Source organism: Frateuria sp. GZRe12 (genome assembly GCF_051900535.1).
Classification (GTDB): domain Bacteria; phylum Pseudomonadota; class Gammaproteobacteria; order Xanthomonadales; family Rhodanobacteraceae; genus Frateuria_A.
The window spans coordinates 24,955-48,958 of sequence record NZ_JBHZGI010000005.1; the positions used below are offsets into that span (position 1 = coordinate 24,955).

The following is a 24,004-nucleotide window of genomic DNA, read 5'->3' on the forward strand; positions in this document are numbered from 1 at the left end:
GCCTCGTCACCAGCTAGATGCCCACGATGCGCATGAGGCCGCTCCCGCTCCAGCCGTCGCGGTCCTACGAGGTTTGCGAACCGGCGCGGCCGGCGGTGCCGCCTGCCAGCCCCTGGCTCCGCTCCAGCCAATCGGCCAGCGCGCCCATGTCGGGCAGGTCCAGGTCCGGCGGTGCGCCCAGCCCGTCCGGCCACGGCAGCCGTTCGCGGTTGATCCACGCGGTGCGCAGGCCCGCCTCGCGCGCGCCGCGCATGTCCAGGTCGGCATCGTCGCCCACGTGCAGGATGTGCCCCGGCGCCACGCCCAGCCGCTCGGCGGCCACCTGGAAAATCCGCACGTCCGGTTTGCCCACGCCGGTGTCGCGCGCGCTGACCTGGCAATGGAAATGCGCGTGGATGCCGATCCGCTCCAGGTCCGCGTTGCCGTTGGTCAGGCTTGCCACCGGCCAGCGCGCGGTGATCCGCTCGAGTGCCGGCAGCGCGTCCGTGTAGAGCTCCACGCGGTTGCGGGCGGCGTAGTAGACCTCCCACAACGCCTCGATCGGCGTCTCGGCCAACCCGCAGGCTTCGAAGGCGCGCTGCATGGTCAGGTGGCGCTGCGTGGTGAAGTCGTGCGCCAGGTCCAGCCGCTCGGCGGCGACCTGCGCGCGCAGCTGGCGCATCGCGGGGATCGGCCAGCGCGTGGCGACTTCCGGATGGTGCGTGCGCAGGTAGGCGTCAAGCTCGCGGTCGGCACATTCCAAGGCCGGCAGCACCGGCCACAGGGTGTCGTCCAGGTCCAGCGTCAGCGCGTGGATGCGCATGCGCGCACCCGCGCTCAGCGCTCGCCGAGGCGCAACACCTGGCCGGCCTTCAGCTCGTTGCCCTTCAGGTGGTTCCAAGTGCGCAGATCGGCGACGTCGACCGAATGCGCGCGGGCGATCGAGGACAGCGTGTCGCCCTTGGTGACCTTGTAGGTGCGCGGCTTGGCGACGGTCGACTTGACCGTGGCGCTGGCCGAAACCCTGGCGAATGCCGGGCCACGCGCGGCGGCGGCATCGACGGTGGTCGCCTCGCCGCGCACGCCCTTCAGGCTGGCCTGTTCGGCGGCCCTGGCGCGGCGTTCCTCCAGCGCGCGCTTGGCCTCGGCGGTGCGCTCGGAGGTCGGCGCGATGGCGGCGCGCGACGCGTAGGTGGCGCCCGGCGCGGCGACCGGCGGCGCGGCGCTCGGCGTCGGCTGCACGACGGCATGCGCGCCCACCGCGGCGAGGATCTGCGCGCGGCGCGAGGCATCGGCGGCGGCCAGCGCGCTGCCGGCGTCATAGGGCAGCGCGTCGTCGCCACGCACCACCGAGGCGGCCTTGTCACCCTTGGCGAACTCGACGAACGCCTGCGCGTCGGCGGCGTGCGGGCTGGCCGGGTTGGTCACCAGGTAGAGCGGGGAATAGAGCTTGTAGCTGCCGCTGGCGACGGTGGACACGCTGGGCGCGGTGCCGTCGATGCGGATCATCTTGACCTTGTGGTTGCCGGCCACGCGCGAAAGCGTGGTCACGCCGATCGCCTTCGGATCGAGCGCCACCGCCTCTTCCAGCTTGGCGGTGTTGACGTACAGGCGCGGCGCCGCGACCGGCTGGTTGCCGCGGCCGAACAGCAGCTTGCGCAGGCTGAACTCGACGCCGTCGCCCGGGCTCGCCACCGCGTACACGTTCATCGGTGCGCTGCGGCCACCGACTTCGCTCCAGTTGGTGATCTTGCCGTAATAGATGTCGTGCAACTGCTTGAGGCTGAGGTTGCCGACCGGGTTGTTCGGGTGGGTGATCATCACCAGCCCGTCCCACGCCACCGGCGTGAACACCAGCCCGGATTCCTGCGGGCTGCCGTTGCCCGGGCGCGCGCTGCCGGCGATGTCGGCGCTGCCGTTGCGCAGCGCATCCAGCCCCGAGGCGGTGTTGAAGGGCTGCACGTCGACCTTGCCATGCCCGCTGCGGGTCCAGGCGGAGGCCAGGTCCTGCACCAGGCCGCGCGTGGTGGCCACGTCGCCGCGAAGGGTCAGGGCGGGCCCGGCGGCAAGTGCGGCCGTGGTGAGACAGGCGCCCAGCAGGGCGGCGACGGACAGGCGAACGGAACGGACGGGCATGACTTCGGACGACCTACGGCTTCGAGAGTGGCGTGAGCGTGCCGTGTAGATGGCGCGCGCGCAGTGATGGGAGTCCGGTATTTCATCGGTCCGTTCGCCAAACATCAAGCAGGGTCACAGGTTGGCGTTAAGGATGGATGTGCGAGGCGCCCCATCTGGAGCGCTGCCGCCACCGAAGCCTTCCCCCGTATCGGGGAAGGCTTCAACCTGTGCGAGGCGCGCGTCTACACCCGCGTCCCGCCCTTCCGACCAATCCTTCCCTCTTACACGGGGGAAGGTGCCCGAAGGGCGGATGGGGGAAGTCTTGCCTCCGCGCCTCCCGGACATCCCGTCCAAGTGCGCCCCCATCCGCCTGTCGGCACCTTCCCCCGCGTTCGTTGGGGAAGGGCTCGAAGCGCGGGTCCAAGGCCACGGTCGTCACTCCAAAGCTCTCCGGCGGGGAGTGGGAGCCACCTCGACGCCGCCCTCAATCCATCGGCACGTACCGCACGCCCTCATCGTTCTCCACCACCAGCACCAGCTGCCGCGGCTGCATCGACACCAGGCCGCTCAGTTCGCGCAGGCTGGTGACACGCCGGTTGTTCACGCCGATGACGATGTCGCCCTGGTCCAGCCCGAGGCGACCCGCGCGACTGCCGCCTTGCACCGACGTGACCGCCACGCCGGCGACACCCTGTCCGCGCTGCGCCATCGACAGCTCGCTGAAACGCACGCCGGCCAGGCGCGCATCGAGCGTGGCGCCGTCGACGGTGGCGAGCTTCTCCGGCGTCAGCGTGGCCTGCACCTGGCGCGGCTCGCCGTTGCGCGTGATCTTCAGCGTGACCTGGCTGCCCAGCGGCAACAGGCCCTCGGCATTGTGCAGCTCGTCGCTGTCATGCAGCGGCTTGCCGTCGATCGCCTGCAACACGTCGCCCGGCGCGAGTCCGGCATGCGACGCGGCCGAGTCGGGCGCGACGCGGGTCACCACCACGCCCTGGTCGGTCGACAGGCTCAGCAGCCGGGCGATGCGCGGGGTGATGTCCTGCGTCTGCACGCCCAGGCTCCCGCGCACCACCTTGCCGTGCGCGATCAACTGCCGCATCACCTGCGTAGTGAGGTCGCTGGGAATGGCGAAGCCGATGCCCACGTTGCCGCCCGAGGGCGACAGGATCATCGTGTTGATGCCGACCAGCTCGCCGTTCAAGTTGACCAGCGCGCCGCCCGAATTGCCGGGGTTGATCGAGGCATCGGTCTGGATGAAGTTCTGATAGCCCGCGCCACCGAGCCCCGAGCGGCCCAGCGCCGAGACGATGCCCGAGGTGACCGTCTGCCCCAGCCCGAACGGATCGCCCACCGCCACCACGAAGTCGCCCACGCGCAGGTTCGACGACCCGGCTACCGGCAGCGCCTTGAGGTCCTTGGCCGGGATCTGCACCACCGCCACGTCGGTGTCCGGATCGGTGCCGATCAGCTTGCCCTTGAAGGTGCGTCCGTCCTGCAGCGTCACCGTGATGTCGTCGGCGCCGCCGACCACGTGGTTGTTGGTCAGCACGTAGCCCTTGGCCGCATCCACGATCACGCCCGAGCCCAGGCTCTGCTCCACCCGCTCGCGCGGCGAGGAGGGCAGGCCGAAGAACTGGCGGAAGATCGGATCGTCGAAATACGGATCGCGCACCGCCACCCGCGTTTTGGTCGAGATGTTCACCACCGCCGGCGTCACCTTCTGGAGCATCGGCGCCAGCGAAGGCAGCGGCTGGCCGGCCACGCTCGCGGGCAGCGCGGCGCGACTGGCGAGCGGCCAGCCCAGCAGCAGCGCGCTGCACAGGATGAGGGCGCTCGCGAGCGAAGGGCGACGGGCGGTCATGCGGTTCTCCTCAGAATGAAACGTACCGATCCCTGCGACTGTAAACCTGGCCCCGGGGTTCCACGGTGACGGCAACGCGCGGCGGATCCAGCGCCAGCCGATGCAGGCCGCGACCTACAGAAATATCTGTTGACGCCTACGCAGCCCGGCGATACCGTTCATGCCCGGTCGCACCACAACATCTTGTGTGAGTCGTTCGGGCTCCCACCCAAGTGCTGTGTCGATGCGGCAACCTCGGGGGAGGCGCCGGAAGGCCGGATATTCAAGGAAAACGCACACGCTTCGCCTCGCCAGGGCCCCGAAGGGAACCGGCGGCGCAGCGCCGGCGTTGGTCAAAACAACAGATGGGTCGCAAGGCCGGGAGACAGACAATCCGATGAGCACGATGCGTGCACCAGTCGCCGCCAACCGTGATGCCACGGCCATCCCGCTGCAGCCGGCTTCCTACGACATCTGGGACAAGAAGTACCGCCTGCGCACCAAGGCCGGCGAGCCGGTGGACGGCACCATCGACGAGACCTGGCAGCGCGTCGCGCGCGCTCTGTCCGACGTCGAGGCGACCGACGAGCTGCGCGCGCACTGGTACGAGCGCTTCCTGTGGGCGCTGCGCCGCGGCGCGATCCCGGCCGGCCGCATCACCTCCAACGCCGGTGCGCTGGAACACAAGCCGGCGACCTCCACGATCAACTGCACCGTGTCCGGCACCATCCGCGACTCGATGGACGACATCCTGGAGAAAGTCCACGAAGCGGGCCTGACGCTGAAGGCCGGCTGCGGCATCGGCTACGAGTTCTCCACGCTGCGCCCGCGCGGCGCGTACGTCTCCGGCGCCGGAGCCTACACTTCCGGCCCGCTGTCGTTCATGGATATCTACGACAAGATGTGTTTCACCGTGTCGTCGGCCGGCGGCCGCCGCGGTGCGCAGATGGGCACGTTCGATATCTCGCATCCGGACGCCAAGGAATTCATCCGCGCCAAGCGCGAGGACGGCCGGCTGCGCCAGTTCAACCTCTCCCTGCTGATCACCGACGGCTTCATGCAGGCGGTCGAGCACGACCAGGACTGGCCGCTGGTGTTCCCGGTGCACGTCAAGGAGCAGGGCGAGATCGACCTGACCGACCCGACCAAGGTCGTCTGGCGCGAGTGGCCCACCCACGAGAACTATGTCGACCGCGAGGACGGCCTGGTCGCCTGCAAGATCTACGGCACCATCCGCGCGCGGCACCTGTGGGACATGATCATGGTCTCGACGTATGACTACGCCGAGCCCGGGTTCATCCTGATCGACAAGGTCAACGAGATGAACAACAACTGGTGGTGCGAGCACATCCGCGCCACCAATCCGTGCGGCGAGCAGCCGCTGCCGCCGTACGGCTCCTGCCTGCTCGGCTCGATCAACCTGACCACCTTCGTGCGCGACCCGTTCGGCCCGAAGGCCCGCTTCGACTGGGACGAATACCGCGAAGTGGTCAAGGTGTTCACCCGCATGCTCGACAACGTAGTCGAGATCAACGGCCTGCCGCTGGAGCAGCAGCGCAACGAGATCATGAGCAAGCGCCGCCACGGCATGGGCTTCCTCGGCCTGGGCTCGACCCTGACCATGCTCAAGATGCGCTACGGCTCCGAAGCGGCGGTCGGCTTCACCGAGGACGTCTCGCGCGAGATGGCCGTCGCCGGCTGGGAAGTCGCACTGGATCTGGCCAAGGAAAAGGGCCCGGCCCCGGTGCTGGCGAAGGACTACACCGTCACCGGCGACATGCTGCGCAAGCGCCCGGAGATGGCCAAGGACGGCTACAAGGTCGGCGACACCATCCGCGGCAGCGTGCTGCACGCCAAGTACAGCCGCTACATGCAGCGCATCGCCTCCGTCGCGCCGAACCTGGTCGAGCAGCTCGCCGAGACCGGCGCGCGCTTCACCCACCACAGCTCGATCGCGCCGACCGGCACCATCTCGCTGTCGCTGGCCAACAACGCCTCCAACGGCATCGAGCCCAGCTTCGCCCACCACTACTCGCGCAACGTGATCCGCGAGGGCAAGAAGTCCAAGGAAAAGGTCGAGGTCTACAGCTACGAGCTGCTCGCCTACCGCGCCCTCATCAACGCGAACGCGCTGCCGTTCACCGACGAGGCGGCCAACAAGCTGCCCGAGTACTTCGTAGCCGCCGACGACATCAGCCCGAAGGAACACGTGGACATCCAGGCCGCCTCGCAGAAGTGGATCGACTCGTCCATTTCCAAGACCGCCAACGTCCCCACCGACTACCCGTACGAAGACTTCAAGGACATCTACTTCTACGCCTACAAGCAGGGCCTGAAGGGATGCACCACCTTCCGCTTCAACCCTGCCGCCTTCCAGGGCGTGCTGGTCAAGGAGACGGACCTTGCGAACACCCTCTACCGCTTTGAATTGGAAGACGGTAGCGTTATCGAACTGAAGGGAAATGAGCAGGTGGAATACGACGGCGAAATGCACACCGCCGCCAACCTGTTCGATGCCCTGAAGGAAGGCTATTACGGCAAGTTCTAGCCAACGCAGGTCTCACACAAAAACCTAAGTCGGAGGGGAAGACCAGATGTCCATCGATACCGAGAACCAAGCGCAGAACAGTTCCATGCCGTCCACGGGCGACACGCCGGCCGCTGCGCCGATGGGCGCCCCGGCTCCGCAGACGCCGGCACCGGCGAAGAAGGCTGCGCCGAAGAAGTCGTCGGCCAAGAAGGCGGCTCCGAAGAAGGCCGCCGCCAAGAAGGCCGCGCCGAAGAAGGCCGCCGCCAAGAAGGCTGCACCGAAGAAGGCCGCCGCCAAGAAGGCTGCGCCGAAGAAGGCCGCCGCCAAGAAGGCTGCACCGAAGAAGGCCGCCGCCAAGAAGGCTGCGCCGAAGAAGGCCGCTGCCAAGAAGGCTGCGCCGAAGAAGGCCGCCGCCAAGAAGGCTGCGCCGAAGAAGGCTGCCGCCAAGAAGGCGGCTCCGAAGAAGGCCGCTGCCAAGAAGGGCGCTTCGAAGAAGGCGGTTGCCAGGAAGTCGCCGGCCAAGAAGGTCAGCAGCAAGAAGACGGCCATGAAGAAGGCCGCTCCCAAGAAGGCGGCAGGGAAGAAGTCCGCCAGCAAGAAGGCCGTCGCCAAGTCGACGGTCAAGCGGTCCACTGCCAGCAAGAAGGCGGCGCCGAAGAAGGCTGCCCGCCGCAAGTAAGCCCTACCGTCTCCGGCCCGGGTTCGCCCGGGCCGGAGTCTTCAGCACCACCCGCGCCGCGCGCACCGCCCTCCCGCCAGGGACCGCGAACCGAAAGCCACCAACCGCGCGCACTACCGTTGCGCACAAGCGGAAATCCATTTGCTCCTGCCCTCGACGGGCCGCCCCAGATGGATTCCCCCTTCTGCGAGCTTCCACGCCTCGTCCAACCACCGGCCGCCCGTCGACGGCCCGCCAGAGAAAGAGAAAACACCCATGACGATCAAGATCGAAAAGAAGATCAAGGGCTACCAGGTCGTCAAGCCCGAAGAGAAGGCCGCCCCGGCCGCCGCCGCGCCCGAGAAGAAGGCCGCCGAGCCGCGCCAGGCCGAGATCATCCAGATGCACGAGAGCGTCGAGCGGCCCGAATCGCTGGTCGGCTCCACCTTCAAGATCAAGTCGCCGCTGTTCGAGCACGCGCTGTACGTCACCATCAACGACATCGTGCTCAACCAGGGCACCCCGCACGAGATGCGCCGGCCGTTCGAGATCTTCATCAACTCGAAGAACATGGACCACTTCCAGTGGATCGTCGCGCTCACCCGCATCCTCTCCGCCGTGTTCCGCAAGGGCGGCGACGTGACCTTCCTGGTGGAGGAGATGAAGGCGGTGTTCGACCCGCGCGGTGGGTACTTCAAGGCCGGTGGGGTTTATATGCCGAGCATCGTGGCCGAGATTGGCGCCGTGATCGAGCAGCATATGAAGAACATCGGGCTCATCCATGATCCGGAGATGGATGAGGCGCAGAAGAAGCTGGTGGCCGAGAAGCGGGCGGCTTACGAGGCGGCTGCGGCGGGTAAGAAGGCGGCTGAGGCGGCGGCGTCCAGCAGCGAGAGCAGTGCCGGTGGGTTTCCGCCGGGGGCGACCTTGTGCGCCAAGTGCAATACGCAGGCGCTGGTGCTGATGGATGGGTGTCAGACTTGTTTGAATTGTGGGTATTCGAAGTGCGGGTGATCTAAAAATGGGCGGACGTACATTACGTCTCTTTCTCGTTGACGGCAGCCCTAGTGGGCTGATTACGGCTGAGATTATGAATTGGACAGGCCACGTATTGACCGGACCTCGTTCCATGCTCGCCGATCTTCTTCAGCGGCCCGAAATTGCGCGTACGGGTGTTTATTTTTTAGTTGGCCCAGACTTCGACAACCTTGCGCGTACCCGAGTCTATATCGGAGAGACAGACGACGTAGCTGTACGCCTTAAGCAGCACAACCGCTCAGGCGAGCAGGGTGGTAAGGATTTTTGGGAACGTGTATGCGTTGTAACTAGCAAAGATCATAATTTAACAAAAGCGCATGTTAAACATCTAGAAAGCTTGTTGATCGCTGCCGCAAGAGACTCGGGAAGATCCGTGTTGGAGAATGGCAATCAGCCCGACTACACCTCGTTGCCCGAGGCCGATAAGGCCGACATGGCTTTTTTTGATGAGCAGATTAGAACCGTTCTTCCCGTTCTGGGCTTTGACTTTTTGCGCAGCCGGCCACATATAGGCCCCCGAAATTGTCTGACCTCGGGGCCCGCCAATGCCATGCCGATATTCTCGATGAGTGTTCCTAAGCATGGCGTATCTGCCGAGGCGCGCGAGCAGGACGGCGACTTCATCGTATTGAGCGGCTCAACGTCTCGCGACCATTGGAGCAGCTCACACCACGCGGGATATCAATTGTTGTTCGAACAGCTGGTCCAGGATGGCGTGTTGTCGGACGTGGAGGCGGGTGTGCGCAGATTCACGATCGATTTCGCTTTCTCTAGTCCCAGTGCTGCGGCCGCAATCGTGTCAGGACGACCGACAAATGGTCGGATCTCGTGGGTCGATAAGGATAGCGGTGTGACATATGCACAATGGCAGGAGCAGCGTGTCGATAATATGGTTGTCTAAACCCTCAGGTTAATAACCAGGCTGGCGAGTTCTCTTCCAAGCGCAGGATTGGGAGTTCGCTGACGTGAGGAATAAAAGGGGCGTGGCTAATTAAACAGGGTTGCTTGCATATGGGCGACCTACTTAATTCGCCACGCCCCCTTTTTTTTGCAGGGTTTACCAAGCAGCCTGAGAGTAAGTCACGCGGCTGGGCAATGTTCAGGCGGGACGCGTCATGAACTATCGGAAGCAGCCCTAATTCCCTTGGGTAGGTACGTTCTCGTAGAGGAAACGGTAGCGTGAATGTGCAAATCACTGAGGAACGCTACTTCTCTCCCCACCATATGCTCCTGCGTGCGGCCGGCGCTTCCGTCTTTGCTGCTCAGCAGCGTCACGTCAGCGGGCGGGAACTACATATCCTGACAGCGATGGTGATGAGCGCGCTGTCAGTGGAGGCGCTCTGTAATGCTATTGGGTATCGCGTGGTTCCGGGATGGAAGGACTTTGAGCAGATTCCTGCGTGGGCAAAAATTAGGTTGCTATGCGGTACTCTAAAAATAGACTACGACAAGGGCTGTGCACCTTGGCAGCAACTTAAGGCACTGTTGACGTTCCGCAACGCAACCGCTCATGGTAAGCCCGAGAGAGTTCTGGCTAAGTACACGCTAGCCAATGCAGATTACGATGGTTTGGCAGTCAACCGAATTCAGGAGCCGCTTTCGAAGTTCGAATCAAGCATAACCCTGGAGAATGCGCGTTTATCTCTCGCTTGCGTAAGAGAGGTCGAAAGAATATTGACCTCAAGATTACCATTTGAGTCCCAGATGGGTCTTATGGTTGAGGCTTGGACTCACTGCGTCACTGAAGTTGATTGAAAATCATAGGCTTAATTAATGTTCGGCGCTCGCTCCGCGTCCTTGTGGTCTGTTTGGAGAGCGATTGCCTGCTTTAAGACTGTCTCTTATCTAACGCCAAAAGACGTTTGAAAAGTGCGCCTTCGAGAAATAAGGCTTGAATATTTGGAGGAGAGATCGATGGGGCGGGACGTTAGTGACTACGAAGGTCATTTCGCGAATTACGCGGAGTACTCCAAAACGCTGCGGTCTTGGCTAGTTGCGTACGGCATCGGCGGGCCGGCCCTTTTTTTGCTTGGTAAAGACGCACCGGCGAAGCTGTCAGCATCTCCCCAACTAAGAACCATAGTTACACTTTTCGTCGTCGGAGTTTCTCTCCAGATTGGACTGGCCCTCGTCAATAAGTGGGCGGCCTGGCACATGTATTGTGGAGCCTACGACAAGCACCTCGAAGCCAGGGGTGATCCCGAGTGCAATAACCACCACCTTTCGCGAACATACGATGCCTGGCGTTGGATAAATAGACAGAGCTGGGTCGATTTCATCGTCGACGTTGCGACGCTGTGGGCATTTTCACGCGCATCGTGGCTTGTTCTCAAGATTTTGCTCTCATGACCAAAACCAAAAACAGGGGTCAGAGTGCGCTTTTTTGTAAAGTCGACTCTGACCCCGTTTGCGAAAATAACGGGGTCAGATTCACTTTTCGAGCGCAACGGGCCGGATGCCATTTTCTTTTGGGGTCGAAAAAAATGGGGCCGGTTCCCGAGAGTTGAACGCGACCTCTGTAAACGAACCAACCCGGTGTCTTGATGGAGGTGGGGGATGCACCGATTGAGCATGGTTGTGGCGGCGTGGCTGCTCGCGGTCACGGGGGCGGTGGCGCAAGACGTAGTGCGCGAGCAGCCGGTTAGCCTGCAACTGGACATCGATACGCAGGGTCAGGTCGCCGCAGTGAAGGTGATGGACCCCCAGCCGTTTCTGATGCCCAATTTCGGGCGCCAGATCCTGCAGGCTCCGCCTTACGGGCCTCTGCCGCCCGTGCTGAAGCAGGCGGCTGTACAGGTGGCGTCGAAGTGGCGCTTCCAGCCGACGCGGGTATCGGGGAAGCCGGTGACGGGGCGCACCTGGGCACAAGCCACGCTGGAGATCGTGAAGCACGAAGACGGCAATTTTGGCGTGACCCTGCGTTACCTGCGCAACGGGCCGTACATGGAGATGCGGACAATAAAGGGGACGGAGGCAATTAAAGCGGGATAATTCCTCCCCCGTTCCCTTTCCGTCGTCGGCACTAGATGAAAGGCTGGATGCAATAAAGACAGGGGGAAAGAGTATGCTTCGGAAGATCGTCAATATTGTGGCGTTGCTTAGCTGCAAAAAAGAGGGGACGGAGGGAATTAAATCGGTCAGATTTCTGCCGTCCTAGGCTGCCGGACCAGGTTCGCAAACTCTGCGTATAAAGTGAGCCTCCCCATTCTTCGCCTTCCAGTTGGGGGTTCTATGAGGCGGTTGTTGTCCATTCTTTTGCTATTCCATTCGGCGCTTGCTATTGCTGCCGATGACCCAGAGATAAACCACCTTAAACTGGGGCTCCCGTTGCCTCAGTTCAGGCGGATCGATCCGGGAGCAGATTGCTCAGTATTACGCAACGAAATCGTCGTCTGCAAAACAGGGCGGACCAAGTTTGCTGGTGCAGATGTGGTGATGTTGGTCTACTTTCAGGGGCCAGGCTTTCACGGGAAGATCGTTGGCATTAGGGTCGCTAACATCGATATCGACCAATTTGGCCAGGTGTCTGCGCGCCTTAGGCAATCCTATGGTGAGCCCACTTCTGATGAGCATGTACGCGCGATAAACCAAGCCGGGCGGCCTGTGGACATTGAAGTTTTGTCGTGGTCACAGGCGAATTGGGTTCTCTCGGCTGCAAACCAAAGCACGGCGGGACCTTTTGGGAACGTACTGCTGCTTAAGAAAAACACCGAACTAGAAGATGGGCGCTAGCGAAAAGCAGGGTTTGCAGCCAAAAAACCAATAAAGGTGCGTCGAAAAGGGGCCAGGTTCATTTTCTAGACTTCGAAAATGTACCTGGGCTGGTCCCGCTCTCTCGGACACCACAAAGCGAGGACAATCCTCGCACGGAGGTGTTCGATGGAGAAACGGCAGCGGTTTACCGCACAGTTCAAGCGTGAGGCGGTCCAGTTGATGCGCCGGTCCGGGCGGCCAGTAGCTGAGGTGGCACGCGAGTTGGGCATCCCTCGCAACCGGCTCTACAAGTGGGCCGATGAGCTGGAGTCCAAGGGCGAGCAGGCTTTCCGCGGCAGCGGCAGGCCTAAGGCCAGCAGCGACGAGCTGGCGGCTTTGCAGCGCGAGGTGGCACGCCTCAAGGAAGAGAACGAGATCCTAAAAAAAGCGGCGGCGTACTTCGCGCGGGAGCTGCGGTGAAGTACGCCTGGATCGCAGGCCAGGCGAAGGAGTACCCGGTGCGCTCGCTGTGCCGGGCGCTGCGTGTGTCGCCGAGCGGCTACTACGCGTGGCGCTCGCGCCAGCCGAGCCGCAGAGCCTGTGAGGATCAGCGGCTCCTGGAGCGCATTCGGTGCCTGCATGTGCAGACCCGCGAGGCCTATGGCACCGAGCGCTTGTGGCGCGCCCTTCGGCAGCAAGGAGAGTCCTGCGGGCGTAACCGAGTGCGGCGGCTTCGCCGTGACCACGCCATCCAGACCCGCCGTCGCCGGCGCTACGTGCAGGCTCGCGCGACCTACCAGCGTGTGCCTGCAGCGCCTAACCACCTCACCTGGCCTTTCCATAGCCCGCGTACGAACGCGGTATGGGTGGCGGACATCACCTTCGTACCGACACATCGCGGCTGGCTGTACCTGGCCGCCGTGCTCGACCTACACAGCCGCCGGATCGTCGGCTGGGCCATGGGCGAGCGTGCCGATCAGGCGCTCGCCAGCGAGGCGCTCGCCATGGCCTTGGGCCGCCGCAAGCCGGCCAAAGGCGCCATCCACCACAGCGACCAAGGCTCGCAATACACCAGCAAGGCCTACCAGCAACAACTGCAGCAAGCGGGACTCACGGCGAGCATGAGCCGCAAAGGCATGCCCTACGACAACGCAGCCATGGAAAGCTTCTTCAGCTCCCTGAAACAGGAGCTCACCCACCACCAGCCCTTTGCCACGCGCGAGGAGGCGCGCACCGAGATCTTCCGCTACATCGAGGGCTTCTATAACCGCCAAAGGCTGCACAGCAGCCTTGGCTATCGCTCACCCGAGGCCTTCGAGAGACTGGCTGAAGGTGCTTAATTAGACCGTCCGAGAAAGCGGGGGTGGCTCAACCTGACCCCTTTTTTGGTTTTGTGATTTTTCATCTCCGATCAGGAGGTTAATCATGAGATGGATCCTCGCCGCAGGACTGCTTTCCAGCCTCGCGCAATGCGCATCTTCCGGCTCGTCTGGTCGGATCGCTGATGATCGTCAGTCAGTGAGTTCGCTAAGCGTATCTGCCGATGGCGAGGACTATTCGTTCTTGGTCACCAGGGACGAACAATCAATGGTTGGCGGCTCCATTAGAAGAGGCGTGCTGCAGGCCAGGGCGCTGGGGTTTTCACCAAGTTCCGTGGATGGCTACCTCGAAGCCGAAGCGAATATCGGCGGGGGCAACTATACGGTCTACAAGAACATTGCCCCGTCTCCCGGCGGGGAATGGTACGTATCCTGCAATGTGTCTTTCTCTGGCCCGGCGGCCCCCTGCCTGGCGTATGGGTCGTTCCCGCCGAACTTGATGCAATTCTGGTTGACCAGGTCAGACCTCGGGACGGCGCCGCAAGCTGTGCGGGCCCTTCTCAAGGACGCGCGCTTTTGGAGATAACGCGCATTACATTGACGTGGCCCGTTTCCAGAAAAAAGGGGTCAGGTTCATTTAATGGATCTCGTAAATGAGCCTGCCTACTTTTGTTGACCCCTTTTGTTGGAAGGGAGCGGAAGATCTGTCCGGGAAAAGCCGCCGGCTGCTGAACCCTTGACGTATTCGCCCCCGCCCCTTTTAGTCGGAACATGAAGCGCGAGCTTCCAAACAGTTCGCCCGGCCGCGCGCCGGGGAGGGCGAGCCTCATTGCGCTGGGCACGCTCGTGGTGCTGGTTGCGCCGCACCTGGGCGTGCCGATGATGCTTTACCCGCTGGTGGGGCTCGGGCTTTGCACCGTGATGCTGCGCGGCCTGGGCTTGCGTTGGGTGGATACGGGGTTTCGCTGGCGCGGGCTGCGCATCGGAGCGTTGCTGGTGGGCGGGTCGCTTGGGATGCTTTACGCGGCGGCCAACGTCGTGATGATCGGTCCGGTGCTCGCGGCCCTGCTGGGCGAACGGCCGGACTTTTCCGATTTCGCCTTTGTGCGCACCCATGTCTCCGGCTACCTGATCGCCCTGGCGATGGCGTGGATGATCGGCGGCTTTTATGAAGAGCTCGAGTTCCGCGGCTTCCTGCACGTGGTGCTGATGCGGCACCTGCCGGCCGGACGCGCGCAGCCCGGGCTGGCGTTGTTGCTGACGGTGCTGGCGTTCGCCGCCTATCACGCTCAACTGGGCGCCTTCGGGGTGGCCAATGCGTTGGTGTTCGCGCTGTTCGCCGCCGCGGTGCGCAGTTGGCGGCCGGCCAATCTGTGGTACGTGATCAGCTTCCATGCCTGCGCCGACATGAGCGCGTTCACGCTGATTCGGCTGGGTTATCTGTAGACGCCAGTCTCCACCGGCGCGCGCCTTTGCTTGCCCCAGGCCCGCTGTAATAAAGGGGCGGAGGGAATCAAAGGCCCACGGTCACCAAGATGACCGCGGCCATCGTCGAGGTGGCGCGGCTGAATGAACCGGACGAGGACATCGTCCATGCAAGCAACGGACGCCAACGGGCAGCGGCGGGCATCAAGCAAGGCCTCGACGCCTTCTTGAATCCGTGACCCGACCCATACACAGGGAGCGAACATGTCTATCAGGTTTCTTTCCACGGCCGTCCTCGGCCTGATCTGCTGCACCGGCTCGGTGCATGCCTCCGACGATGCGACCGGTCCGCTGAGCAAGAGCGGCTCGCCCTCGCCCGACGGCAGCACGGTGGTGTTCGAAGCGGACATGGATGGCACCGACGGCGCCATGCATCTGTGGATGTGCAACCTGGACGGAAGCGATCTGCATCGGATCGTGACGAGCGCATTGTCCGAGGGCGATCCGGCCTGGTCGCCGGATGGCAGTCGGATAGCGTTCGAAGCGCTCGGCCCCGATGGGAACACTGACCTCTGGCTGGTCAACCCCGATGGCTCGGGACTCGTCCAGCTGACGCACGGCCTGGACAACAAGCAGCCGGCGTGGTCGCCCGACGGCCGCCAGATCGCCTACACCTCCAATGCCGGCGGGACCAACGACATCTGGATCATGGATGCCGACGGGCAGAACGCGCAGCGACTGACCAGCCTGCCAGGCGAGGAGGACCATCCCAGCTTCTCGCCCGCGGGCGACCGCGTGGTGTTCTCGGAAACCGATTCGTCGGATTTCACCGCCAATCTGCAGATCGTGGCCTCGACGCCGGGCGCCGTGCCGCGGCCGCTGACGAGCGCGGGCTTCCATGACTGGAATCCGTCCTGGGGATCGCTGGGTATCGTTTTCGCATCCGATCGCGTCGCTCCCGAGGGCTACGCGATGATGGAGGTGCAACCGGACGGCAGCGGCCTGTCGGGCGTGGGCAATGTCCGTGCGCTCGACCCGGTCTGGACGCGCGATGGCCGGATCGTTTTCACCGACGAGGTCAACGTGGCGCCGGCCCTGGCGGCAGTCAGCCTCTACGATCCGGCCACCGGGCAGCGGCGGCGGATCGTGCGCAACGTGCTCAAGGTTTCGATCGACATCAAGCCGGAATCGGACGCGAACGAGGTCAACCCCGACGAGCACGGCAAACTCTGGGTGGCGGTGTTGTCTCAGGAGGGCCTGGCCGCTCCCGATGACGTCGATCAGACCACGCTGAGCTTCGGCGGCACTGGCGCCGAGCTTTCCCTGGTCGACTGCCGCAAGCAGGCGCGCGACCTCAACGGTGACGGGCGGGATGACCTCGAATGCCGCTTCGACGTGCGGAAGGCTGCGCTTTCCGCCGCGGCGCCCAAGGCAATCCTGCGCTTCCGTACGAAGGGCGGCGCGCTCTACGAAGGCCAGGACGCGTTCGTGGCCCCCGCCACGCGCTGAGGACGAAAAATGCCGGCGACTTCGCTGGCCTTTTTTTGAGCCGAGGCTCGACAAACAGGGGTCAGCATGCACGCTCAAAACCGACCCTGACCCCTGTTTTCGTGGTCTCACGGACGCACGTGGATGACCGTCTTCCCGCTGCTGCGCGTGGTCGCATTGAACGCGGCGATGGCATCGTCGAGGGGCGCATTGCTGCCGATGTTCGTCCGCAACCGTCCGTCGCGCACGCGCTGGACGATCTCGTTCAGTTGCGCGCGATCGGCCTCGACGACGAAGTCGATCGCCACTCCGTTGCGCGGGACTTCGGCTGGGCCGACAGCGGACACCAGCCTTCCTCCGGCGCCTACCAGGCCTGCGGAGCGCTTGCCGATGTCACCGCCGATGACGTCGAACACCAGATCGACCGCGCCGATGTCTTCCAGCGTGTCGTTGTCCAGATCGACAAACTCGTGCGCGCCGAAGTCGAGCGCCTTCTGGCGGTCGGCAGCGCGCCCGGTGCCGATGACGTGGGCGCCGGCTTCGCGTGCCAGTTGCGTCACCATCGTGCCGACGGCTCCCGCCGCACCGTGCGCGAGGACGCGCTGGCCGGCCTTGAGGCGTCCGTGCTGGAACAGCCCTTGCCATGCGGTCAGTCCCGAGATCGGCAGGCTCGTCGCCACCGTGAAGTCGACATCGTCCGGCAGCGGTGCGAGGTTGCGGGCCTCGATCGCCACATATTCGGCCAGGGTGCCGTCGCGATACCAATCCGCCAGGCCGAGCACCCGCTGCCCTACCGATAGCCCGGTCGTGCCGTAGCCCAGCGCGGTGACCACACCGGCCAGCTCGTGGCCGGGGATCGACGGCGTTCGATCACGGCCGCGGCGATCGGTCCAGGTCGAAGGCCACTCCAGCTCGGTCCCGACCCATCCCGAGGCGTGGATGCGGACGACGACGTCGTTTATGGCCGCCGTGGGCTCGGGCCGCTCGGACAGTTTCATTCCGGCCTTTCCGGCCGCCTGATCGGTCACGATGATGGCTTTCATTGGGGTTTTCTCCTTCGCGATGGCGGGACGGCATTGGAGCCTCCTCCCGACCGGCGCTACTGAACCGGATCCCTGGCAGAGTGCTGCACTTTGGTCAGCCCGGTCCAACCCTGTTTTCTTCAAGACATCGGAAACACGGATCGGAGTGCACTTTGGAGTCGACTCTGACGCTTAGCCCGCGTGACCGTCGAACCCTGGCCAAGCGACCGTGGCAACCGCGCGCTACGCTACAGCGCCCCACGATGGTTCCGCCCATGTTCGCCTCGCTGCCCGCGCTGCTGCGCGTCCCGCTTGCCATGCTGTTGCTTGCCGCCAACACGGTGGCGCACGTGGTGGTGCTGTTCGCTCTGACCTTGTTGAAGCTGGTGCTGCCGTGGCGTGGCGCGCGCGTGATGCTGTCGCGCGCGCTGGTGGTGATCGCGGAGAGCTGGATCGGGGTCAACAGCGTGCTGTTCGACCTGTTCACGCGCACCCGCTGGCAGATCGAGGGGCTGGAGGGCCTGCGGCCGGACGGCAATTACCTGGTGCTGTGCAATCACCAGAGCTGGGTGGACATCCCGGTGTTGCAGAAGGTCTTCAATCGCCGCATTCCGTTCCTGCGCTTCTTCCTCAAGAGCCAGTTGATCTGGGTGCCGCTGCTGGGGCCGGCGTGGTGGGCGCTGGATTTCCCCTTCATGAAACGCCACTCGCGCGAGCAGCTGGCGAAGCACCCCGAGCTGGCCGGCAAGGATCGCCAGACCACCCGCCGCGCCTGCGAGAAGTTTCGCCACATGCCGGTCTCGGTGATGAATTTCGTCGAGGGCACGCGCTTCACCCTCGCCAAGCACGCGGCGCAGGGTTCTCCCTGCCGGCATCTGCTGCGCCCCCGCGCCGGCGGCGTCGCCTTCGTGCTTGATGCGATGGGCGAGGGCCTGCATGCCATCCTGGACGTCACCATCGTCTATGCGGGCGGCGCCGGTTCGATGATGGACCTGATCGCCGGCCGCATTGGCGACATACGCGTGCAGGTGCGCCAGCGCCCCATCGAACCGGCCCTGCGTGGCGACTACGAGAACGATCCGGCCTTCCGCGAACGTTTCCAGGCGTGGATCAACGCGCTGTGGGCGCAGAAGGATGCGGACGTGGAGCGCTTGCTGAAAGATTGCAGCTGACGCCGCCCAGGTGGGCCTGCGTTGTCCGGGGCAAGCCGGCGCTGCAAGCCGGGAACACGTGTCACAGTGCACTGTCATCTCGAATCCAAGTTACGGAGGCAACCCAACCATGGCGCACCATTCCCGACTTTGCGCGGTGCTGATCGACTGCAAGACGGACGATGTGAATCAAGCGGCGGCATTCTGGGCGGCCGCGCTCGGACGTCCCATCGATGCTGCGCATCCGGGCACGCGCGGCAACTACTGCATGCTGGAAACGCCGCCTGACGAGCCTATCGTCCAGATCCAGCGGGTGGGGCACGACAGTCGCGTGCACCTGGACATCGAGACCGACGACATCCCTGCCGAGGTCGCCCGCCTGGAGAAGCTGGGCGCCACGGTGGTTGAGCGTCTCGAGCGTTGGGTGGTCATGCAGGCCCCCACGGGGCAACGCTTCTGCGTCGTCCGGGTCCAGCGGCCTGGCTACCCGAAGAACGCCAACCGGTGGGACTAGCACCGTAACGCCCCATGCCGGCCTATTGCTGGAGCCGATGAGCGAGCACGTCGGCCGCCTGAAGGGCCTGCTCCTCGGTCGCGAAGAATTCGTCGGCGCTCTCTGGCGGACGCTCTGCAACTTGGACGGTGATCGTGTATTCGCCGTCGTCGATCTTGCAGAGCCACGCGATGTACGGCCCGCGCTCGGTGTACCGGTCGCATCTATGGGTGCTCATGTGCCATCGCCCCATGCTGGTTCGTGCGTGATGGTGCGCGCCATTGCCGAAGGGCAGCAAGCGCGACAGGATCGGTCGGGCGCGGTCGTGCCAACGGATCTGGCGGTCTTGCGTCCACGGTCAACAAGATGACCGCGCCATCGTCGAATGCGTACGACTGGACCAACCGGACGAAGACGCCGTCCTGACGCCGCTCGATGACCCCCGTGCCCGCTAACGGACCTCGGATCCCGGCCGCAGGGTCCGCACGATCAGGAAGGCCAGCAGCGGGACGCCGATCGCGTAGATGTACTGGGTGCGGGCCACGCCGATGTTGAACGGAAACCAGATGCCCGGCACACCGAGGGGGTCGAGCAGTTCGGGGCCGAACAGCGAGGCCAGGATCGAGGCCAGCGTGACGAACGCCAGGATGCGCATCGAGCCGCTCCGGGCGATGCGCGCGACGATCACCACGAACAGCGCCATCGAACCCAGCCGGCCGACGCTCGCCCAGACCGGCAGGTCGGCCAGGGCGCCGACCACGCCGCCAACGCCCAGTGCGACAGCCAGCATGTCGACGCTCCGCCACGCGGGCAGGCACCAGCGGTTCCAGGCCAGCACCCAGGCGGTCATCGTCGGCACCCACATCACCGACGCCAGCCACCCGTAGGTGGCCAGGTCCTGCAGGTCCGTCCAGGCGACGATCGCGTTGTTGAGGCGCCGCTCCGCGGTCAGCGCGAGCGCGATGCCGGTGAACACCAGGAAGCCTTTGCGGTTGCTGCGCCGCCCGACCACGAGCGCCAGGCCGACGAGCGCCAGCATGGCCGCCGGTTCGACCGCATCGAGGATGTAGCCGGCGATGGTGCGCTGCCATTGGACGCGGTGCAGCGCCTCGCCGGTGGACCGCGGCGACAGGATCGGCGCGGTGTGCATGCCGCCGCCCTCCGCGCTGGCGCCGGAGCCAGGGGACATGTAGGTGCGCACGGCGAGTACGCCGCGGGTGCCCGCCACGCCGGCGGGCAGGGCGAACCGCAGCGGCCGCGTGCCGACCAGGCGCGGTTCCGGGCCCAGCCGCCCCGAGCCGCCCAAGCGCTGGCCGTTCCAGTACAGCTCGTAGCCGTCCTCGACCAGGGTCGGCCCGAGGATGTCCCAGGAGGCATTGCCGGCCGGTACCGCGACGGTGCGTCGGTACCAGGCATAGCCGTGGTAGTCGGGATGACCGTGCGCCATCCATCCGCCCACGTAGTCGGGCAGTCCCACGTCACCGTCATGGCTGCCTGGCGCGGCGGTCAGGTCGATCGTCTCCCAGCCGCTGTCGTCCGCATCGGGGGCGGACCAGCGCGGATCGTCGCCGGTGTGGAAGCGCCAGGGTCCGTCGAGCAGGGAGGATGCGGCGCGCAGCGGCCGTGGGTCGGGCCGGCCGCCGGTGGCAAGGTCGACGAGCATGAGGGCCAGGGTCACTACCGTCGCGATGGCGATGCCGGCCATCAGCCTGCGCTGGGTCCCGTCGGTCGAGGAGGCCGTCGAAGCGGCAGCCGATTGGGGCATCATGCGGGTCCCGTCGCGTGTGTCGCCGGGCAGGCTACCATTCAAAGCGACTTGACTGGTAATCATTGGATCGGACCATCGGGCAGGACCGCATGTCGACCACGCACCCCGCATCGACGCCACGGCCGGTCGCCGCCGTTCGCCTGGACGGCGGACGCCTGTGCCTGGATTTCGTCAACACCATCCACGACCGGTACGCCGCGAACGTGGAGGACTACGTGCAGGATCCGCAACGCTTCATCGCATGGAGCGTGCGCAGCGGTGCGCTGCGCCCGGGCGATGGCGTCCGCGCGCCGCGGACCGTGCAAAGGCGCGCCGCCCTGATGCGCGACGTGGAGGCCCTGCGCGAGCACCTGCATGCGCTCTTCGCCGCGCGCGTCGACGGCGTGGTGGCGCCCGCAAGCGCGGTGCGCGGGCTCGACCGCTGGCTGCACCTGGCGTGGGCCAGTCAATCGCTCGGCGCGGACGGTCACATGCACTGGCGCGCCGATGCGCGCGACGCGCGGCTGCCCCTCAAGGTCATCGCGCTCGATGCGCTGGACCTGCTCGGCGATCCGGGAATCTCCCGGCTGCGCCGTTGCGCCAACACCAGCTCCTGCGGTTGGCTGTTCCTCGATACCAGCAAGAACGGCCGCCGCCGCTGGTGCGCGATGGAAACCTGCGGCACCGCCCAGAAGATGCAGCGCTACCGGCGCGGCTGAGGCCGCGGCCGGTCGCCGCCGATGGATCCTCACTCGTTCGCACTCCATTTCGCAGGCCTCGACCCATGTCCCTTGCAACCGACTTCCAGCTGATGGCCCGCTACAACCGGTGGATGAACTCACGGCTTTACGCGGCGACCGGACAGCTGGGCGATGCGGAGGCGCGGGCCGACCGGGGAGCGTTCTTCGGTTCGATTCTTTCCACGCTCGAACACATCCTGGCTGCGGACGAGCACTGGTTGCGGCGCTTCGCGACGGGATTCCCGAAGCTCGCTTCGCTGGACGCGGTCCGAAGCGAGCCGTTGCCCGAGCTGGTCCGCGGCCTCACGTCGCCCGATCTGGAGCGGTTGCGCGCGCGGCGCGAGGTGATCGACGACGTGCTGGTCGCGTTCACCCTGGAAGCCACCGACGCGGTTTACGCGGCGCCGATGACCTATGCGAACAGCGCCGGCGAGTCCTTCACCCGTGAGGCCGGCCTCGTGCTGCGCCACGTCTTCAACCACCAGACGCATCACCGCGGACAGGCCACCACGCTTTTCAGCCAGCCTGGCGTCGACGTCGGCGTAACCGACCTTTCCGCCTTGATCCCCGCGTGGGAGCCAAGGAACGGATCTGCCCCGCAGCCCCTGGAGAACTGACCGGGTCCTCTTGACGGCAACGGGGGAAAGAGCGGTCCGGCAGGTGGCGGGACGCAGGGCGCATCCACGACAGGCGTGGACTCTGATCTCGACCGAACCGGCTTCCCGGCCCCCGGACGAAAGCTCGAATGAAGGGCACTGACGGATTGCCCGCCATCCGCTCCGCAACTGCACCCGCTGCCAGCCCGCGCTAGGATGCCCCGGCGATCCCGGCCACCGCGGCCGACATCGCCCCCCACCCCCAAGGAACGCCATGAGCATGCACTGTGCAACACGGTGGAGTGCCCGCCGATGACCTTGCAGCAGACCGGGGCGCACGCGCCCACGACCGTAGACCCGGTGATCGTCATCAAAGGCCTGGACAAGACCTATGCCTCCGGCTTCCAGGCGCTGAAGCCGATCGACCTGAACATCCGGCGCGGCGAGATCTTCGCGCTGCTGGGACCCAACGGCGCCGGCAAGACCACGCTGATCAGCATCATCTGCGGCATCGTCAATCCGGGTAACGGATCGATCACCGTGGACGGGCATGACGTGGTGCGCGACTTTCGCGCCACCCGCTCGCGCATCGGTCTGGTCCCGCAGGAGCTGACGACCGACGCCTTCGAGACGGTGTGGAACACCGCCAGCTTCAGCCGCGGCCTGTTCGGCCTGCCACCGAAGCCGGAGCACATCGAACAGGTGCTGCGCGATCTGTCGCTGTGGGACAAGCGGCACAGCAAGATCATGACGCTGTCCGGCGGCATGAAGCGCCGCGTGATGATCGCCAAGGCACTTGCGCATGAGCCGCGCGTGCTGTTCCTGGACGAGCCCACGGCGGGCGTCGACGTCGAACTGCGCCGGGACATGTGGAACCTGGTGCGCCGCCTGCGCGACAGCGGCGTCACCATCATCCTGACCACGCACTACATCGAGGAGGCCGAGGACATGGCCGATCGCGTGGGCGTGATCAACAAGGGCGAACTGGTCCTGGTGGAGCAAACCGCCACGCTCATGCACAAGCTGGGCAAGAAGGAACTCACCCTGCAGCTGCATGAGCCGCTCGAGGCGGTTCCACCGCCGCTTCTGAAATACGCGCTGGCACTGTCGGCCGACGGGGCCGAGCTCACCTACACCTACGACACCCAGGCGGACCACACCGGGATCACCGCCTTGCTCGGCGATCTCGCCGCTGCCCAAATCCGCTTCCGCGATATCAGTACACGCCAGAGCTCGCTGGAGGAAATCTTCGTCGACCTGGTGAGGAGCCGCTGATGAACTGGTACGCCATACGCGCCATCTACAAGTTCGAAATGGCCCGCACGCGGCGCACGCTGATGCAGTCGATCGCCTCGCCGGTGCTTTCGACCTCGCTGTATTTCGTCGTGTTCGGATCGGCCATCGGCTCGCGCATCACCTCGGTCGAGGGCGTCAGCTATGGCGCTTTCATCATCCCCGGGCTGATCATGCTGTCATTGCTGATGCAGAGCGTGTCCAATGCGTCGTTCGGCATCTACTTCCCCAAATTCACCGGCACCATCTACGAGATCCACTCGGCGCCGGTCTCGTTCGTGGAGATCGTCGCAGGCTACGTCGGCGCGGCCGCGACCAAGTCGGTGATCGTGGGCGTGATCATCCTCGCGACCGCGCGCCTGTTCGTCGACTACCACATTGCCCACCCGCTGCTGATGGTCGCGTTCCTGCTGTTGACGGCGATCACCTTCAGCCTGTTCGGTTTCATCATCGGCATCTGGGCGGACAACTTCGAGAAGCTGCAGGTGATCCCTTTGCTGGTGATCACGCCGCTGACGTTCCTCGGCGGCAGCTTCTATTCCATCCACATGCTGCCGCCACTGTGGCAAAAGATCACCCTGCTCAACCCGGTCGTCTATCTGGTCAGCGGCTTCCGCTGGAGCTTCTACGACCTGGCGGACGTGGGCGTCGGTGCGAGCCTGGTGGCTATCGCCGCGTTCCTTGTCGCCTGCCTGGTGGCCATCGGCTGGATCTTCCGGACCGGCTACAAGCTCAAGAGCTGAGCGCCGCCCGGCCGCGGAAAGACCCACTGCGCGGGCACCGCTCCTCGTCCCGGGAAGAACCGGTCCGCCGCGAGGCCAGAACAGTCGACGGCGTAGTGCATGTCCCGTTGGCCCGCTTGCGCAACGCCGGC

At 64.8% G+C, this 24,004-nt stretch carries 25 protein-coding genes; 19 read left to right on the forward strand and 6 right to left on the reverse strand.

From position 1 onward, the window contains the following. Nucleotides 1-64 precede the first annotated feature (64 nt). From ACFWZ4_RS12215 to ACFWZ4_RS12225, 3 genes are all read right to left on the reverse strand, one after another. Complete coding sequence (locus ACFWZ4_RS12215; RefSeq protein ID WP_439704961.1) at nt 65-802, reverse strand: HAD family hydrolase; 738 nt, start codon at nt 800-802, stop codon at nt 65-67. 14 nt (nt 803-816) lie between these two features. Next, nucleotides 817-2,115, reverse strand: coding sequence for a LysM peptidoglycan-binding domain-containing protein (locus ACFWZ4_RS12220; protein ID WP_439704962.1), 1,299 nt, complete (start codon nt 2,113-2,115; stop codon nt 817-819). 466 nt (nt 2,116-2,581) lie between these two features. Next, complete coding sequence (locus tag ACFWZ4_RS12225) at nt 2,582-3,958, reverse strand: Do family serine endopeptidase (protein WP_439704963.1); 1,377 nt, start codon at nt 3,956-3,958, stop codon at nt 2,582-2,584. A gap of 376 nt (nt 3,959-4,334) precedes the next feature. On the opposite strand from ACFWZ4_RS12225, the gene ACFWZ4_RS12230 reads away from it, so the two are divergent. The 13 genes from ACFWZ4_RS12230 to ACFWZ4_RS12290 all read left to right on the forward strand — a co-directional run bounded on the left by ACFWZ4_RS12230 (nt 4,335) and on the right by ACFWZ4_RS12290 (nt 16,109). Next, nucleotides 4,335-6,485 (forward strand): adenosylcobalamin-dependent ribonucleoside-diphosphate reductase, encoded by a 2,151-nt coding sequence (locus tag ACFWZ4_RS12230; protein ID WP_439704964.1) that lies wholly within the window; start codon nt 4,335-4,337, stop codon nt 6,483-6,485. Nucleotides 6,486-6,531: 46 nt separating this feature from the next. Continuing rightward, complete coding sequence (locus ACFWZ4_RS12235; RefSeq protein WP_439704965.1) at nt 6,532-7,146, forward strand: histone H1-like repetitive region-containing protein; 615 nt, start codon at nt 6,532-6,534, stop codon at nt 7,144-7,146. A 255-nt stretch (nt 7,147-7,401) separates the two neighbouring features. Next, nucleotides 7,402-8,139 carry a TSCPD domain-containing protein gene (locus ACFWZ4_RS12240; RefSeq protein WP_439704966.1) on the forward strand — a complete coding sequence of 246 codons (738 nt, stop codon included), beginning with the start codon at nt 7,402-7,404 and terminating at the stop codon, nt 8,137-8,139. Nucleotides 8,140-8,254: 115 nt separating this feature from the next. Then, nucleotides 8,255-9,064 (forward strand): GIY-YIG nuclease family protein, encoded by an 810-nt coding sequence (locus ACFWZ4_RS12245; protein WP_439704967.1) that lies wholly within the window; start codon nt 8,255-8,257, stop codon nt 9,062-9,064. Between the two features lie 278 nt (nt 9,065-9,342). Next, on the forward strand, nt 9,343-9,918 hold the full coding sequence (locus ACFWZ4_RS12250) for a hypothetical protein (RefSeq protein ID WP_439704968.1): 576 nt from the start codon (nt 9,343-9,345) through the stop codon (nt 9,916-9,918). A gap of 801 nt (nt 9,919-10,719) precedes the next feature. After that, complete coding sequence (locus tag ACFWZ4_RS12255) at nt 10,720-11,154, forward strand: energy transducer TonB (RefSeq protein ID WP_439704969.1); 435 nt, start codon at nt 10,720-10,722, stop codon at nt 11,152-11,154. A 252-nt stretch (nt 11,155-11,406) separates the two neighbouring features. Next, nucleotides 11,407-11,895, forward strand: coding sequence for a hypothetical protein (locus ACFWZ4_RS12260; protein WP_439704970.1), 489 nt, complete (start codon nt 11,407-11,409; stop codon nt 11,893-11,895). Between the two features lie 147 nt (nt 11,896-12,042). Then, complete coding sequence (locus tag ACFWZ4_RS12265) at nt 12,043-12,336, forward strand: transposase (protein WP_231349321.1); 294 nt, start codon at nt 12,043-12,045, stop codon at nt 12,334-12,336. Next, on the forward strand, nt 12,333-13,196 hold the full coding sequence (locus ACFWZ4_RS12270) for an IS3 family transposase (RefSeq protein WP_439704971.1): 864 nt from the start codon (nt 12,333-12,335) through the stop codon (nt 13,194-13,196). The genes ACFWZ4_RS12265 and ACFWZ4_RS12270 overlap by 4 nt, the downstream gene beginning before the upstream one ends. Before the next feature lie 85 nt (nt 13,197-13,281). After that, nucleotides 13,282-13,761: a hypothetical protein gene (locus ACFWZ4_RS12275; protein WP_439704972.1), complete on the forward strand. Its 480-nt coding sequence runs from the start codon at nt 13,282-13,284 to the stop codon at nt 13,759-13,761. 185 nt (nt 13,762-13,946) lie between these two features. Beyond that, on the forward strand, nt 13,947-14,621 hold the full coding sequence (locus ACFWZ4_RS12280) for a CPBP family intramembrane glutamic endopeptidase (RefSeq protein ID WP_439704973.1): 675 nt from the start codon (nt 13,947-13,949) through the stop codon (nt 14,619-14,621). Nucleotides 14,622-14,710: 89 nt separating this feature from the next. Beyond that, a complete protein-coding gene (locus ACFWZ4_RS12285; protein WP_439704974.1) occupies nt 14,711-14,839 on the forward strand; it encodes a hypothetical protein in 129 nt (42 codons plus the stop codon). A 25-nt stretch (nt 14,840-14,864) separates the two neighbouring features. Beyond that, nucleotides 14,865-16,109: a TolB family protein gene (locus ACFWZ4_RS12290; RefSeq protein ID WP_439704975.1), complete on the forward strand. Its 1,245-nt coding sequence runs from the start codon at nt 14,865-14,867 to the stop codon at nt 16,107-16,109. Nucleotides 16,110-16,216: 107 nt separating this feature from the next. Here ACFWZ4_RS12290 and ACFWZ4_RS12295 read toward each other — a convergent pair whose 3' ends face one another. After that, entirely contained in the window at nt 16,217-17,131 is a 915-nt protein-coding gene (locus tag ACFWZ4_RS12295; protein ID WP_439704976.1) for an NADP-dependent oxidoreductase, read from the reverse strand. 254 nt (nt 17,132-17,385) lie between these two features. Here ACFWZ4_RS12295 and ACFWZ4_RS12300 point away from each other — a divergent pair, with 254 nt between their 5' ends. Next, nucleotides 17,386-18,282, forward strand: a complete 897-nt coding sequence (locus tag ACFWZ4_RS12300) for an acyltransferase (RefSeq protein WP_439704977.1) — start codon at nt 17,386-17,388, stop codon at nt 18,280-18,282. A 109-nt stretch (nt 18,283-18,391) separates the two neighbouring features. After that, on the forward strand, nt 18,392-18,775 hold the full coding sequence (locus tag ACFWZ4_RS12305; protein WP_439704978.1) for a VOC family protein: 384 nt from the start codon (nt 18,392-18,394) through the stop codon (nt 18,773-18,775). 22 nt (nt 18,776-18,797) lie between these two features. Here ACFWZ4_RS12305 and ACFWZ4_RS12310 read toward each other — a convergent pair whose 3' ends face one another. Together ACFWZ4_RS12310 and ACFWZ4_RS12315 are read right to left on the reverse strand one after the other, a co-directional pair. Beyond that, nucleotides 18,798-18,992 carry a hypothetical protein gene (locus ACFWZ4_RS12310; protein ID WP_439704979.1) on the reverse strand — a complete coding sequence of 65 codons (195 nt, stop codon included), beginning with the start codon at nt 18,990-18,992 and terminating at the stop codon, nt 18,798-18,800. 213 nt (nt 18,993-19,205) lie between these two features. After that, on the reverse strand, nt 19,206-20,522 hold the full coding sequence (locus ACFWZ4_RS12315) for a glycoside hydrolase family 2 (protein WP_439704980.1): 1,317 nt from the start codon (nt 20,520-20,522) through the stop codon (nt 19,206-19,208). An 89-nt stretch (nt 20,523-20,611) separates the two neighbouring features. Between ACFWZ4_RS12315 and ACFWZ4_RS12320 the strand changes: the two genes are divergently transcribed. The 4 genes from ACFWZ4_RS12320 (at nt 20,612) to ACFWZ4_RS12335 (ending at nt 23,873) form a co-directional block, all read left to right on the forward strand. Continuing rightward, entirely contained in the window at nt 20,612-21,220 is a 609-nt protein-coding gene (locus tag ACFWZ4_RS12320) for a CGNR zinc finger domain-containing protein (RefSeq protein ID WP_439704981.1), read from the forward strand. A 92-nt stretch (nt 21,221-21,312) separates the two neighbouring features. Beyond that, complete coding sequence (locus ACFWZ4_RS12325) at nt 21,313-21,858, forward strand: DinB family protein (RefSeq protein ID WP_439704982.1); 546 nt, start codon at nt 21,313-21,315, stop codon at nt 21,856-21,858. Nucleotides 21,859-22,149: 291 nt separating this feature from the next. After that, complete coding sequence (locus tag ACFWZ4_RS12330) at nt 22,150-23,112, forward strand: ABC transporter ATP-binding protein (RefSeq protein WP_439704983.1); 963 nt, start codon at nt 22,150-22,152, stop codon at nt 23,110-23,112. Then, the gene (locus tag ACFWZ4_RS12335) at nt 23,112-23,873 is read left to right on the forward strand and encodes an ABC transporter permease (RefSeq protein WP_439704984.1); all 762 of its coding nucleotides are present in this window, start codon (nt 23,112-23,114) and stop codon (nt 23,871-23,873) included. The genes ACFWZ4_RS12330 and ACFWZ4_RS12335 overlap by 1 nt, the downstream gene beginning before the upstream one ends. The last annotated feature ends 131 nt before the right edge of the window (nt 23,874-24,004 follow it).